The organism is Rhizobium sp. LEGMi-198b (assembly GCF_054114205.1).
The window spans coordinates 116,403-130,040 of sequence record NZ_JBSYVH010000006.1 but is presented as its reverse complement, the minus strand read 5'-3'; the positions used below and the strand labels follow the sequence as shown (position 1 = coordinate 130,040).

General features: G+C 59.1%; 15 protein-coding genes. 5 read left to right on the top strand and 10 right to left on the bottom strand.

The window, feature by feature from the left end:
* Positions 1 to 45: 45 nt before the first annotated feature.
* The 4 genes from ACXHXG_RS22360 to uxuA all read right to left on the bottom strand — a co-directional run bounded on the left by ACXHXG_RS22360 (position 46) and on the right by uxuA (position 4,667).
* A complete protein-coding gene (locus ACXHXG_RS22360) occupies positions 46 to 855 on the bottom strand; it encodes a transporter substrate-binding domain-containing protein (protein WP_104826848.1) in 810 nt (269 codons plus the stop codon).
* Positions 856 to 907: 52 nt separating this feature from the next.
* Positions 908 to 1,930 carry a Zn-dependent oxidoreductase gene (locus tag ACXHXG_RS22355; RefSeq protein ID WP_283053923.1) on the bottom strand — a complete coding sequence of 341 codons (1,023 nt, stop codon included), beginning with the start codon at positions 1,928 to 1,930 and terminating at the stop codon, positions 908 to 910.
* A gap of 131 nt (positions 1,931 to 2,061) precedes the next feature.
* Entirely contained in the window at positions 2,062 to 3,468 is a 1,407-nt protein-coding gene (locus ACXHXG_RS22350) for a mannitol dehydrogenase family protein (protein ID WP_457900760.1), read from the bottom strand.
* Positions 3,468 to 4,667, bottom strand: a complete 1,200-nt coding sequence (gene uxuA / locus ACXHXG_RS22345; protein WP_457900759.1) for a mannonate dehydratase — start codon at positions 4,665 to 4,667, stop codon at positions 3,468 to 3,470. Before uxuA ends, ACXHXG_RS22350 begins: the two co-directional genes overlap by 1 nt.
* A 153-nt stretch (positions 4,668 to 4,820) precedes the next feature.
* Here uxuA and ACXHXG_RS22340 point away from each other — a divergent pair, with 153 nt between their 5' ends.
* Together ACXHXG_RS22340 and ACXHXG_RS22335 are read left to right on the top strand one after the other, a co-directional pair.
* Positions 4,821 to 5,522, top strand: a complete 702-nt coding sequence (locus ACXHXG_RS22340) for a GntR family transcriptional regulator (protein ID WP_457900758.1) — start codon at positions 4,821 to 4,823, stop codon at positions 5,520 to 5,522.
* A 224-nt stretch (positions 5,523 to 5,746) separates the two neighbouring features.
* Positions 5,747 to 6,778: an aldo/keto reductase gene (locus tag ACXHXG_RS22335; protein WP_457900757.1), complete on the top strand. Its 1,032-nt coding sequence runs from the start codon at positions 5,747 to 5,749 to the stop codon at positions 6,776 to 6,778.
* Positions 6,779 to 6,898: 120 nt separating this feature from the next.
* Here the strand turns inward: ACXHXG_RS22335 and ACXHXG_RS22330 are convergent, their stop codons facing one another.
* Positions 6,899 to 7,732, bottom strand: a complete 834-nt coding sequence (locus ACXHXG_RS22330) for an alpha/beta fold hydrolase (RefSeq protein ID WP_457900902.1) — start codon at positions 7,730 to 7,732, stop codon at positions 6,899 to 6,901.
* A 285-nt stretch (positions 7,733 to 8,017) separates the two neighbouring features.
* Between ACXHXG_RS22330 and ACXHXG_RS22325 the strand changes: the two genes are divergently transcribed.
* Together ACXHXG_RS22325 and ACXHXG_RS22320 are read left to right on the top strand one after the other, a co-directional pair.
* Entirely contained in the window at positions 8,018 to 8,458 is a 441-nt protein-coding gene (locus tag ACXHXG_RS22325; protein ID WP_445945032.1) for a MarR family winged helix-turn-helix transcriptional regulator, read from the top strand.
* Positions 8,459 to 8,599: 141 nt separating this feature from the next.
* Positions 8,600 to 9,373 carry a TIGR01458 family HAD-type hydrolase gene (locus ACXHXG_RS22320; protein ID WP_260305173.1) on the top strand — a complete coding sequence of 258 codons (774 nt, stop codon included), beginning with the start codon at positions 8,600 to 8,602 and terminating at the stop codon, positions 9,371 to 9,373.
* A gap of 36 nt (positions 9,374 to 9,409) precedes the next feature.
* On the opposite strand, the gene ACXHXG_RS22315 is transcribed toward ACXHXG_RS22320, so the two are convergent.
* Together ACXHXG_RS22315 and ACXHXG_RS22310 are read right to left on the bottom strand one after the other, a co-directional pair.
* Positions 9,410 to 9,640 carry a hypothetical protein gene (locus tag ACXHXG_RS22315; protein ID WP_104826856.1) on the bottom strand — a complete coding sequence of 77 codons (231 nt, stop codon included), beginning with the start codon at positions 9,638 to 9,640 and terminating at the stop codon, positions 9,410 to 9,412.
* 133 nt (positions 9,641 to 9,773) lie between these two features.
* Entirely contained in the window at positions 9,774 to 10,091 is a 318-nt protein-coding gene (locus ACXHXG_RS22310) for a DUF982 domain-containing protein (RefSeq protein WP_104826857.1), read from the bottom strand.
* A gap of 225 nt (positions 10,092 to 10,316) precedes the next feature.
* On the opposite strand from ACXHXG_RS22310, the gene ACXHXG_RS22305 reads away from it, so the two are divergent.
* A complete protein-coding gene (locus ACXHXG_RS22305) occupies positions 10,317 to 11,069 on the top strand; it encodes a YoaK family protein (protein ID WP_104826858.1) in 753 nt (250 codons plus the stop codon).
* A 191-nt stretch (positions 11,070 to 11,260) separates the two neighbouring features.
* On the opposite strand, the gene ACXHXG_RS22300 is transcribed toward ACXHXG_RS22305, so the two are convergent.
* The 3 genes from ACXHXG_RS22300 to ACXHXG_RS22290 all read right to left on the bottom strand — a co-directional run bounded on the left by ACXHXG_RS22300 (position 11,261) and on the right by ACXHXG_RS22290 (position 13,049).
* On the bottom strand, positions 11,261 to 11,920 hold the full coding sequence (locus tag ACXHXG_RS22300; RefSeq protein WP_104826859.1) for a peroxiredoxin: 660 nt from the start codon (positions 11,918 to 11,920) through the stop codon (positions 11,261 to 11,263).
* Between the two features lie 113 nt (positions 11,921 to 12,033).
* Positions 12,034 to 12,618 (bottom strand): RBBP9/YdeN family alpha/beta hydrolase, encoded by a 585-nt coding sequence (locus tag ACXHXG_RS22295; protein ID WP_260305174.1) that lies wholly within the window; start codon positions 12,616 to 12,618, stop codon positions 12,034 to 12,036.
* Between the two features lie 185 nt (positions 12,619 to 12,803).
* Positions 12,804 to 13,049, bottom strand: coding sequence for a hypothetical protein (locus ACXHXG_RS22290; RefSeq protein ID WP_245464188.1), 246 nt, complete (start codon positions 13,047 to 13,049; stop codon positions 12,804 to 12,806).
* Between the last annotated feature and the right edge of the window lie 589 nt (positions 13,050 to 13,638).

Here is a 13,638-nt window from a genome sequence, read left to right as displayed (position 1 = left end):
TCCTCTCCGCGGGATGGTGGAGCGGCTCAACGCCGCTCCCTTGGATCAATATTGTGCCTGCAGCGCCGGCTGGTCGAAGCCGAACCACGTCTTGAAAAGCGCCTTGTTGTCGCCGGACGCGTTGAACTGGTCGACGAACAGGTTGACGACCCGCAGCCAATCGGCATCGCCCGCCGGCACACCGATCGCTATCTCAGCGCGCGCGAGCGAACCGTCGACCTGGCGAAGCTTGCCCGCATTGTCGCTGATGGCCTTGCGGTTGTAGAAATCGTCTTCCGCCATTGCGTCGACCTGTCCGGACAGCAGAGCGCTGAGTTCGTCGGCTTGGGTGTTGAAACGGACGAGCTGGGCGTTGGGCATATGGGCCGGCACGGCGCGCTCCGCCGTACCGCCGCGGGAAATAGCAACGCGAATCTTGGCGGCATTGGCCTCATCGATCGTCTTATAGGGCGCGCTTGCCGGCACAAGCAGCCGCATATTCGTCACCACATAGGGGTTCGAAAAAGCAACCGACGTCGAGCGCTCGACATTGCGGGTGAAGTCGGCGATCGTCACGTCGACCTTGCCGGTCTGCAGCGACGTTACGCGGCTTGGAATATCGGTAACGACGAATTCCGGATCGACCTTCAATGCCGCCGCCAGCTTTTTCGCGATTTCGATGTCGTAGCCGACAGGCACGCCGTCAGCGCCGACGGTTGCATAAGGCGGCAGGCTGCCGAGCACGGCGACGCGAAGCTTGCCGTTGGAAAGAATCGACTGAAGAACACTGCCGGATTCCGCGAAGGCCGGAACCGAAACGGTTGCGGCGATCGCCAGACCACTAAGAAGACCCAAAAATGCGCGTCTCAAGAACATGGATATACCCTCCCAGGTCATTAGGTTGAATGCTTCCGCTAAGCGGCGGTGATTAGGCATCGAAGGCGAGCTGCACTTTGAGTGTCTGCTCGGGATGCTGTTCGATGAGATCAAAGGCTGCGGCCGCATCGGCAGCGGCAAAGGTCTGCGTGATCATCGCATCCGGCTTGAGCGCGCCGCTTTCCAACCAGCCGACCACCTCCGGAATGAAACGGCGATTGAGACGAGAACCGACGAGGCTCAGTTCCTTGCGGACGATTTCCTGCTGGCTGACATTGCAAGGCGCGGAGGAAAATCCGAGCAATCCGATCCTTCCGGCAGGCGCGGCGACACGGCATGCTTCCTCAAGCAGGTAAGGAATTCCGGCACCATCGATAACGACGGATGGACCGAGCCCGTCCAGCTCGCCGGCAACCATGTCCGGAACGGACTTTTCCAAAGAATTGAACACGAGGTCGGCGCCAAATTCACGAGCACGCTCAAGCCGCCTGTCGTCGATATCGGCAACGATGCAGCGCGCGCCCTTCATTTTGGCGACCTGCAGCACAGTCAGGCCGACCGTGCCAGCGCCATAAATCAACACCGCATCTTCGGGGCCGCAGCCCGTTCTCGCCAGCACATTCGCGGCAACCGCCAGCGGCTCGGCAAGAGCGGCTATGTCGAAACCGAGGGACGATGAAACCTTTACCGCATTGTCTTCCGGTACGACGGCCACCGACCGGAAGCCGCCATCGCGGTGAACGCCGATCACCTGCAGATTGGCGCAGACATTCGATCGGCCGATGCGGCAGGGATGGCACTTTCCGCAGGAAATGACGGGATCGGCGACCACATGATCCCCGACTGTAAGGCGCGAAACGCCGGCACCGATCGCTTCCACCGTGCCGGCAAACTCATGCCCAATGATACGGGGATAGACGACGAACGGGTTCGAGCCGTGCAGGATGTGTATGTCCGAACCGCAGATACCGGCGCGGCTGACGCGGATCGAAACTTCGCCCGGCGCCAATTCTCCAGAAGAATTTTCGTCCTCCAACGCCAGCCGATGAGGCGCGCGTACCGCTATCGCAACCATGTATCCTCCCTGCTCCCACATAGGCCACGCTCCAAAGAAGCGGCTGATGTAAAGCTTGAATACTTGTATCCAAGAATGCCGGGAGGCGCAAGGCTGTTTTTTAGGCTGTCATCGACAAAGCGCCTCTCGCCTCACTGGAGGGATTTCAGAAGCGAATTCACCAGGTCACGCCAGGCCCTGTTTGCCTGTAATTCCCTCGGGAAAAGCCCCGGCACAGCAAGGAAGGAGGCTGTTTCGTCGTCCGGATGCCCCGTGTCCGCCGCGGCCTTCAACAGTTCGTCGGCGCGCGGATCGTCCAGAGTATCGGCCTGCTTGAGAAAGGCTATCCAGACAGCCGTAGCAAAGGCGAACTCCGCTCCGTCGCTCCCCGAAGAAAGGGCGTCGACAGCGGGCTGGAAAAGCCGCTGCGGCAGTTTCTGCGAGCCGTCCATGGCGATCTGCAGCGTGCGATGCGCGATAGCCGGGTTGGCGAAACGCTCCACCAACTGATCCATATAGTGGGCGAGATCGATACCGGGCACGGGATCGAGCGTGCGCACCGCCGCCTGCATGTGCCGCCGGACCAGCGCGACATTCTCCGGCACACTCATGACGTCGCGGACGAATTCGAGCTTCTGCAATTGCCCGAGATAGGCGATCAGGGAGTGCGAACCGTTGAGCAGCCGCAGCTTCATTTTCTCGTAGGGCTCGACATCCTTGACAAAGAGCGCGCCGCCCGCCTCCCAGACGGGGCGATCCGAAACGAAATCATCCTCGATCACCCATTGCGAGAAGGTTTCCGCCTCGATCGACAGCATGTCCTCCACTCCCAGGAGCCTTTCGGCTCGGGCGCGGGTTTCCGCCGTTGCGGCCGGAACGATGCGATCCACCATGCTGCAAGGAAAGGACACTTTTTCCGTGATCCAGGCAGCAAGGTTGGGATCGCGCATTTCTGCCATCTCAGTCACAAGACGGCGGACGATGCGGCCATTGCTCGGCAGGTTGTCGCAGCAAAGCACGGTGAACGGCGGCAGAGCCCTATCCCGCCGCCGGGCAAGTCCTTCGGTCAAGTAACCGATCACGCCCGAAGGGCGGGCCGGCGATTTCAGATCGTTGGCAATTGCGGGATGGGCATGATCAATTCCGCCGCCGACGGGATCGATGCCATAGGCCTTTTCGCTGACGGTCAGTGTGACGACATGGACGGCCGGATCGGCGAGCCTCGCAAGGACAGCCTCTCCATCTTCGCTGGCCGCAAGCGCCTCGACGATCGAGCCGACAACCCGGACGCTATCGCCGGAGCGGTCACGCGCAACAACGCTGTAAAGGCAGTCCTGCGCCTGCATATCATGGGCGATCTCGGTCGACCGCAGGCTGACGCCGACAATACCCCAGGTTCCAAATGCCTGAGCCAGCGCCGCATCCGTATAAACCGCCTGGTGCGCACGGTGGAAAGCGCCGAGACCGATATGGACGATCCCAGGCTTCAGAACCTGCCGGTCATAAGCGGGAGACTGAATTGAATCATGTGGTTGCGTGCGGGCATTCAATCGTTCCATCAGCGGGCCAATCCATATTGAGGGTGTGACAAGGCTCGCTCGATGCCCCGCAGTTCTGCGAGGCCTTTCAACCGGCCGATGGCAGGATAGCCCGGCTGCGCCCCGCGCGCCAAGTCATCCAGGATTTCCTGGCCGTGATCTGGCCGCATGAAAATCGTATGATCCGCGCGCCCCTCGGCTTTGCGCCGCCGCTCTTCCGAAAGGACGGCGGCAATCACCGCGACCATATCGGCATTTCCCTCAAGATGTTCGTCCTCGAAGAAGGAACCCGGCTGCGCCGTCGTTTCGCGGCGGACATTGCGCAGATGAACGAAATGGATGCGCGAGGCCAGCCGCGAGATCATCGCCGGCAGGTCGTTGTCTCCGCGCGCGCCGAGCGAGCCGGTGCAGAAGGTAACGCCGTTGGCCGGGGTGTCCACGGCCTTCAGGATGCGCGCATAGTCCTCTTCGGTCGACAGAATGCGCGGCAGGCCGAGAAGCGGCCATGGCGGGTCGTCTCCATGGGCGCAGAGCCGCATGCCCAATTCCTCGGCGACCGGCACAACCTCGGACAGGAAGTCGACCAGATTGCCGCGAAGGCGGTCAGCATCAATGGCGCTGTAGCGCGCGAGTTCGGCGCGTAATTCCGACAGGGTATAGGCCTCTGCCTGCCCGGGAAGTCCGGCCCCGACGCTGCGCGAAAGCACCGAGCGCTCTTCTTCCGGCATCTCGACAAAGCGCCGGGCGGCAGCCTCCACCATTTCAGCGGAATAATCGCTCGCCGCATCCGGCCGCTGCAGGATATGCAGATCGAACGCGATGAAATCGACAAGATCGAAACGCATGGCTTTTGCGCCGCTGGGCGTCGTCCAGCGCAGGTCGGTACGGGTCCAGTCGAGAACCGGCATGAAATTGTAGCAGACGGTTGAAATTCCTGCTTCGGCCAGACGTTGGAGAGTCTCCGCCCACGCCTTCACATGGCCTTTCCAATCGCCGGACATGGTCTTGATGCTTTCGGAAACCGGGATGCTCTCGACTAGCTCCCACTCCAATCCGCCCTGCCGGATCTCATCCTGCCGCTTGCGGATTTCCTCCAACGGCCAGGCGACACCGGTCGGAATATGATGGAGGGAGCTGACGATGCCATCCGCGCCAGCCTGAACGGCATCCCTGACGCTGACCTTGTCGATCGGTCCAAACCATCTCCACGTATGTCTCATTCTGACTTTTCCCTTGAAAACCGACGCCACCAAACCAGGCAATAATCGCTCTCGATTCAAATACACTACCATGGTAACATGTCAATGAAGCTGGTCAGTGCGCGCCGTCATGCCTCTGTGCTAAAAGCGTTCCACCCGTACAGGAGAACATCATTGGCTCTGACCGATAGAAAACCGTCATCCCTGCTTGCAATCGATCCGAAACTGCCGATGGCGCCGCAGATCTATGGCAATATTCGCCAGTCGATCCTCAATCTCCGCCTCGCGCCCAAGCAGGCCTTGAGCGAAAAGGAGCTTGCCCTCATGCTCGGCGTCAGCCGCACGCCCGTTCGTGAAGCGCTGATCAAGCTCGCCGAGGATGGGCTGGTCGATATCTTTCCGCAGCGCGGCACATTCGTTGCGCCGATCCGTGTTTCGGAAGTTCTGGAGGCACAGTTCATTCGCGAGGCGCTCGAAGTGTCGGTTGTAGGGCGCGTGGCCGAACTGTCCGATCCCGCCGTCGTCGCTCGCCTGCATGAAAGCCTGGCGCGACAGAAGCGCGCGGTCGACAACAGCGACCTGGATGGATTCTTGGCGGAGGATGAAAATTTCCATTTCATCCTGTCCGTATCCGTCAATCTGACACGGGCCTGGAAGGTCATCCAGAACGTCAAAGGCCAGCTTGACCGCGTTCGTGTCCTAAGCCTGCCCGAGCCGGGGCACCTGGCGGAGCTCTACGAACAGCATCTGGCAATCGTGACCGCGATCGAAGCTGGCAATGCTTCGGCTGCCAAAAAACACATGGCCAAACATCTGCAGCAGGTCTTCCGCACCATCGACTCTCTGTTGGCGCGAAGACCTGAGATTTTTGATTGATCCGTCCTGCCAAGAGTGGTGCGGCTTATTTTGCAGACCCACTTGGTCGCAGCGGTATGATTGGCTATTGTTCCGTGGCGGCCCTTGCGCTGAAGCGCAAAGCGTCGAATGTCATTCGATGGCCGGAGGCCGTCCCAAGCACAACATCGCTATAGATCACGGGGCTCTCGCTCTGCTGGCCGCTTTGCGGATCGGATGCAGGTGCTCCACCAGAGGAGGCAGGAATGGATTATCGCAAGCTCGGCCCCAGCGGGGCTGTCGTTACTGCATATTGCCTTGGCACCATGACCTTCGGTGCGGAGGCCGACGAAGCGGAATCTCACATATTGCTGGACGATTATTTCGCCTGGGGCGGCAATTTTATTGACACCGCCGATGTCTACAGCGCCGGCAAATCGGAGGAGATCATCGGACGCTGGCTGAAAGCGCGGCCGACCGAAGCGCGGCAGGCAATCATCGCCACCAAGGGACGCTTTCCGATGGGCAACGGGCCGAACGATATCGGTCTGTCACGCCGGCATCTCAACCAAGCTCTGAATGACTCGCTGCGGCGCCTCGATGTTGAACATATCGACCTCTATCAGATGCATGCCTGGGACGCCCTGACGCCGATCGAAGAGACGCTACGCTTCCTCAATGACGCCGTCTCTGCCGGCAAGATCGGCTATTACGGTTTCTCCAACTATGTCGGTTGGCACATCGCCAAGGCCGTCGAAATTGCCAAGGCGCGCGGCTATACGCGGCCGGTTACGCTTCAGCCGCAATACAACCTGCTTGCTCGCGATATCGAGCTTGAAATCGTCGCGGCCTGCCAGGATGCCGGCATGGGCCTGCTCCCCTGGTCGCCACTCGGCGGCGGCTGGCTGACCGGCAAGTACAAGCGTGACCATATGCCGACCGGCGCAACTCGCCTCGGTGAAAACCCCAACCGCGGCAGCGAATCCTACGCGGCACGTAATGCGCAGGAACGGACCTGGGCGATTATCGCCGCCGTCGAAGAGATCGCCAAGGCACGCGGCGTCAGCATGGCACAGGTAGCGCTCGCCTGGACGGCAGCACGGCCCGCCGTGACCTCCGTCATCCTCGGCGCCCGCACGCCCGCACAGCTTGCCGACAATCTCGGTGCGGCGGAACTGACTCTATCGGAGGCGGAGATGGGCAGGCTCAACGAGGTCAGCGCACCGCAGCCGTCTGACTACCCCTACGGCAAGGGCGGCGCCAATCAGCGTCATCGCAAGATCGAAGGCGGCCGATAATATATGGTGTGACGGCGGAAGAGCATTGCTTCTCCGCCAGCCGTGGCCGAAGTGAAGTGCCTGGGTCATTGCCCCAAAGGCGCCCGCCTGCCGGCGAGCGCTCTCTTTTTCTGAGGATCGTTACGCCTTGAAGAAGGCAAGCAGGTCGGCGTTGATGACGTCTGCATGGGTGGTCGCCATGCCGTGCGGAAGGCCCTTGTAGACCTTCAACGTCGCATTCTTGAGCAGCTTGGACGACAGAAGTGCCGAATCCGCGATCGGGACGATCTGGTCGTCGTCGCCGTGCATCACCAGCACTGGCACATCAATCTTCTTCAGGTCTTCCGTGAAGTCGGTTTCCGAGAAGGCCTTGATGCAATCGTAATGAGCCTTGGCGCCACCCATCATGCCCTGACGCCACCAGTTGTCGATGATGCCTTCAGAGACAGTCGCACCCGGACGATTGAAGCCATAGAACGGCCCGGCCGGAATATCGTGGAAGAACTGGGCGCGGTTGGCGGCAAGTGCGGCGCGGAAACCGTCGAACACCTCGATCGGCAAACCACCCGGATTTTTCTCGGACTTGACCATGATCGGCGGAACCGCGCCAATCAGCACCGCCTTGGAGACCCGGCCGTTGCCGCCGTGCTGGGCCACATAGCGGGCAACCTCGCCGCCGCCGGTCGAATGACCGACGTGGATGGCGCCCTTCAGGTCGAGGTGAGCTGCGAGCTCTGCGACATCGGCGGCGTAGGTATCCATTTCATTGCCAGTCGCCGTTTGGCTCGAGCGGCCATGACCGCGACGGTCGTGGGCGATGACACGGAAGCCCTGGTGCAGGAAAAACAGCATCTGCGCGTCCCAATCATCGGCGCTCAGCGGCCAGCCATGATGAAAGACGATCGGCTGACCTGTGCCCCAGTCCTTGTAGAAGATCTGCGTTCCATCCTTGGTCGTAATCGTGCTGCTGCTCATGATGTCCTTACCTTTCGAAGATTGTTTTACGGGAGAGGCTTGTGCAGTTTGCGCGAAGGGCATGACAGCCGCTGTAGCGGCCAGGCCAAGACCGGCCGTCATAACGCCTCGGCGGGTAGCTTGATTGATCGACTGGCTCATTTCAATCTCCATTTAATTTATATCGCACTATTTATTATCGCGATATCTATATGCTTAAAGCCATTTCGAATCCTTGTCCATAAAAAATTATCGCGATATCATTTTTCGTGATATAGAAAGGATGAGCGCAATTGGAAGATGTCTATGTCAGAACCCACGCCCGTCCCCTTGGACAATCAGCTTTGCTTTTCGCTGTATTCGGCAAGCATAGCTATCAATCGAACGTACAAGCCGATGCTGGATTCGATGGGCATCACCTATCCGCAATATCTGGTCTTATGCACCTTGGGTGAAAATGATGGGCTGACGGTCGGCGCGATCGCCGACCGTCTCGCACTAGAGTCGAGCACCATCACCCCCCCGGTGCAGCGCCTGGAACAGGCGGGCTTTGTCGAACGCCGACGCAGCAAGATCGACGAACGCCAGGTCCATGTTTGGCTGACGGGAGCCGGCGGCGACCTCTTCGCCCGGAGTCGCTGCCTGGGCGAAACCTTGATGGCGCGCTCGGGCATGACGCCTGAGCAGTTGGACGCATTGAACCAGCAAATCCGGGAACTACAGAAGATGCTCGGCGGAGAGCAATAGCCGGCATCAGAGTACCCCACAACGCTCCATCGAGCCCGACATTCCGGAACATTTGGCCAGCGCCCCAGTTGAAATCGCGGAGAACAAGCGGAAGAGTGAGCGGCAGAGCCCAGATGACACGAAGAAAGGTAATTTGCTTCGATGATCAGTGGAGTGCTTCTTGATCTAGTCGGCGTCATTTATGATGGCGAAGACCTCATAACGGGCGCAACATCTGCGGTCGCCCGCCTGCACGAGGCCGGCCTTCCCGTGCGTTTCGTGAGCAACACGACACGCTCAAGCAAGCAGGCCATTCTGGACCGACTTTCCCGGTTCGGACTTTCAATCAAAAGCGATGAGTTGTTCACTCCCGCGCAAGCGGCCCGCGAGTGGCTTGGTCGACATGAGCAATCGCCCCACCTCCTAGTCCATCCCGATCTTGTGCCGGATTTTCATGACCTGACGGGTAGCAAAGGCAAGGCTGTTGTTGTTGGCGATGCAGGCGAGATTTTCGATTACCGGACGCTGAATAAGGCATTTCGGGAATTGATTGAGGGCGCGGACTTCCTGGCGCTCGCACCGAACAGGGCGTTCAAAGATGCGGACGGAAAACTTAGTCTCGATGCGGGCGCGTTTGTGACGGCGCTTGAGTTCGCAAGTCAGAGGCGTGCCGTCATCTTGGGGAAACCCTCACCCGAATTCTTCCTGTCCGCGCTCAACAGCATGCATTGCCCGAAAACGGAAGCGGTAATGGTGGGCGACGATGCCGAAAACGATGTCGCGGGAGCCTTGCGAGCTGGAGTCTCCTGCGCGTTGCTGGTCCGTACGGGCAAATACCGTCGTGAGGACGAGAATCGTTTCAAGCCTTCTCCAACCGCAACGGTGGATGATATTTCCGCAGCGGTCGATTGGATCATCGCCAAGCGCGGCATTTAACCAGGGTCATATACGTGCCGTGAACGTGAGCTGCTTCTACATCGCCGGTACAAATTTCCAAAACACGCCCTCAGAGCGTTCCGGATAATATTTGAATTCGCACTCGAAGCGCCGGCCATAGGCTTCGGCATTGTCGAGGGCCGCCTTGCTCACCGGGTTCATGCCGGTCCCCGGGGCAAACCAATCTTCAAGCAAGTCTTCGGGCACATAGGCACCGATCCGGAGCGGCAGCTTCGTCAGCACGTCATTCATCTCTTCGGGAGGCATTGTCTTCTCCAACCTGTAACGTTGATGATATCGGACATCGCCAACCGGAGAGATTTGCTCCGTTCGTTGGGCGTTTAACGGTGATACCTGTACCCGCTGCTCAGAACTCCGCCCTCAGGCGGAGCCATCTGCCTCAAATCCTGGTGGAGCGCATTGGCCGCGAAGGTCCGGAAGCCAGTTGCGGCATCGCCTTGCGAGGCGAAATGACCGCCGGCATATCTGCCTCCAGGCACGCTGCGAGAAACGCCTCACGTGCGACGATCGAGGGGATCACGCCATTCAACGCTCCGTGGCATGACTTGATTGCGCGATCATACCGCTTTCCGTGTCGGAGTGGCCATTCATTTTCGAGGAAATCCAAAGCATCGTATGCGCCGGAGAAACTCCGCTCCAAACCGCATTGCAACCGGATGCTGACGGACCGTATCCAGGGAACGTTGTTGTTCAACATTTTCTTCCTCCAGTCGAATGCCGTCCCAATCGCTCTGAGCTATGAATATTGCCCAGTCCCCTTCATCTTCAAGGGAGCGCCGACGGCATTTGGAGATGCGGCGGCCCTAACCCAAGCGCGCCCGGCAGAGTCCAGCACGATCGAAACCGCCGCTTGTAAAGACTCGGCGCCTGTGGGTAAGCTGAGAGCGTTCACACATGCCGTCACGCCAATAGCTCTCAACATATGCTCGTAAGACAGGGTTCTCATCGTAACGAAAAGATCGATCGCGGCCTTGCGGCTTCGCTTGCCGCCATCGCCGGCGCCTTGAACGCATCGGCTTTCTATGCCGTCGGCTTCTTCTCCGCCAATATGACGGGCAACGTCTCCACGCTTTCCGATGATCTGGCGATTGGCCAGTGGCTCTCCGCCCTGTTCTATGGCGGGATCGTGGTGGCGTTCATACTTGGCGCGGCAGTCTCGACGCTGATCATCAACGAAGGCCGCCGTCGTAACGTCTATGCCATTTACGCCTATAGCATCCTGACCGAAGCGGGACTGCTTGCCCTCCTCGGCTGCGCGGATCTCTGGCTGCTGGCCATCTGGCGTGTGCCGGTTCTCGTTCTCGGCCTTGCGTTCCTGATGGGCGTGCAAAATGCCGTCGTCACCCGCATCTCCGATGCCCGCGTGCGCACCACACATGTCTCAGGCATGGCCACCGATCTCGGAATCGAACTCGGGATCGCCTTCGACATTCTATGCGGACGCGAGCCCAAGACCGAGGCGCGGCACAATCTGACCAAGCTCCGGCTGCATCTCTACACCATTGCCGCTTTCCTGATCGGCGGCATTCTGGGCGTCGTCATATATCGCGCCGTCGGCGGCTACCTTCTCATTCTGGCCGCAGCGTTGTTGACGATGATTGCGCTGGATGCAATTCGGCGGGCGAAATCGACCCTCTCTGCTCCTGGCACCTTTCCATCTGACATAAATCGGTGAGCCCGCGAGGCACCCGGAAAGCTAAATTCGGCTTTCCGCACACGCCGCTATCGTGAAAATCATTCAAGAACAGCGAAATACAAGAATTTTCTGTTGTTAAACAAGAACATTAAATAGGGAGCGAATTGCCGATCCCTCGACGGAATGGGAACGCGGCTCAGATCGAGCCGACGTTCCCGGATGCGGGCCGCTTAGGCCGACGGCTGCTTCGTCTTGCGAAGATAGGGCAGAACCGTATCGAACGAGCCAAAGCGTGTGATGGCGTCCTCGTTGGAAACGGCGGCCGTGATGATGACATCTTCGCCCTGCTGCCAGTTCGCCGGCGTGGCGACCTGATGCTTCGCCGTCAATTGAATGGAGTCGATAGCGCGCAGGATTTCGTTGAAGTTGCGGCCGGTCGTCATCGGATAGGTGAGGATCAGCTTGATCTTCTTGTCGGGGCCGATGACGAAGACTGAGCGCACGGTGGCGTTGTCGGCGGGCGTGCGGCCCTCCGAGCTTTCACCCGCGCCGGCGGGCAGCATGTCATAGAGCTTGGCGACGTTGAGGTCCTTATCGCCGATCAGCGGATAGTCGACATCGAAGCCGGTCGCCGTCTTGATGTCGCCCTTCCACTTGCTGTGGCTCTCGACCGGATCGACGGAAATGCCGATGATCTTGACGCCGCGCTTGGCAAAATCCTGCTCAAGGCCCGCCATTGCTCCGAGCTCGGTCGTGCAGACCGGCGTGAAGTTCTTGGGATGCGAGAACAGCACTGCCCAGCCATTGCCAATCCAGTCGTGGAATTGGATCGGCCCGCGGGTCGTCTCGGCGGTAAAGTCGGGTGCGATATCATTGATACGCAGGCTCATGGTGGATCCTCCAAATAGGGGCTCGTCGTCTCTTGCAAATTTTTGGCGGCGAACGTTGGGTTAAAATCTAATCGCAGGATGCCGCCTAATGCATCCGAAGAAAAGTCCTCCTTTTAGGCGGTCGCGGCAGTCACGGACATAGACCTTCGGGGTCTCCAGTGTTTAGCCCGCGCCTTCAGCATCTCCAGCAAGCCGTATCCGCTCGGCCAGCGCCCGAAGCCGCTCGCGACATTGATATGGCCCGCAAGGCCGATATTCCGGATATCGGAATTCCAGAGGTGCCCGAACATCGTAAGGCGGTCAAGCGTCATGTATATGTCGTTCAGACTGCCGATCGTCATGCTGGGAAAAGGCAAGGCCTCGGTGGGCATGGCTCCGAAAGAAATATGTCCCGCATGCAGCGCCTCGGTTGCCGGAAGATCGCAAGGCGCAACGAGCAGCGCGCCTTTGACGTGTCGCGCCGCCGTCCGGCCCGCCAGCCGCGCTGCCAGGAGGCAGCCGAGGCTGTGGGCAACGATGTAGGCTTCTCCTGCCTCTTCAAGCGCTGCCTCAAGCCTCGCCATCCAATCGCAAAAGTTCGGGTGATCCCAATCGTCCTGATCCACCAGGCGCCCGTCCGGCTGATCCTGCAGCCAGTAACGCTGCCAATGCCCTTCCCCCGATCCGAACAGACCCGGCAAGATCAGCACTCTGCTCATCGCATGTCCATGATTATGCTTTGAGGCATCAGAATACGCCCGCCACAAACGCGAACAGAAACAGGAAGGACGAAATAACGGAGAAAACTTCGATACCATGAACAAGATGGGATCGAATGTCGCTCGGAAACCGGTTCGCAACCGGTCGTCGCAGATCGAAGGCTAATGCCATAGCGGGTTTCCTCTCAATACCAGGGCGCCGGCGTGGAGCACCAATAATAGAGCTCGTAATCGCGCGCCGATGGATCGTGGCTTTCACCCGACGTGATCGTTCTTTCGACAGATGTCCTCAGAGCGCCAGGCTTGCCCGACTGGTGAGGTGCAAGACGGCGGAAAACTATCTTCAAGCGGCTGATGAAATCGAATTTCATGCGATCCTCCATCTCGTTGATCTCGTCACGCAGAACCAAGCCGTCTGCCCTATCGGTCATCCAAGACCGCTTACCAATATTCTCTATAAGAATAGTAGATAAAAGGAACGAGCATCTTTCCTTGCTACGAAAGGAGGAAATCTGTTCTCGAATTGCGCCACCTCGAGTAGCCGTCCGATGCAGGGCTTCGACGTCCCACCGCGCGGTTGATTGGACCAACCATCGGTACCCCGATTGAACCGAACGCGCTAATACCTATTAGCGACTATTTGGATGCCCCGGCATGTGGCAAGTATTCTGCGGAATTCGGGGCGGTGCTGAGTCGAAGAATTTCGTGCAGCCACAAAGCGGAAAGATGAGTGCTTTGCGGCGGACTGAATGAAGAGAACTCGCCGCTATCCGCCAGAGGGCAGCGAGTTCTTTTCATGTTCCGTGCCCCTCATGTCATGCACCGAGCGACAGCCGGAAGACCTTGATCCTCCAAGTAGAAATAAGCTTGCCAGCGCGCCCGTGAAGGAGCGGCGTTTCGTGCATCGCCGTCCTCGATACCGCTCAGGGCTAAGCTTCGCCTCGACAGAAACCGTAACGTCTCGGTTGAAAACGGGGGCAACGAACTATTTCAGACCCAATCAAAGTCGACACTATCTTG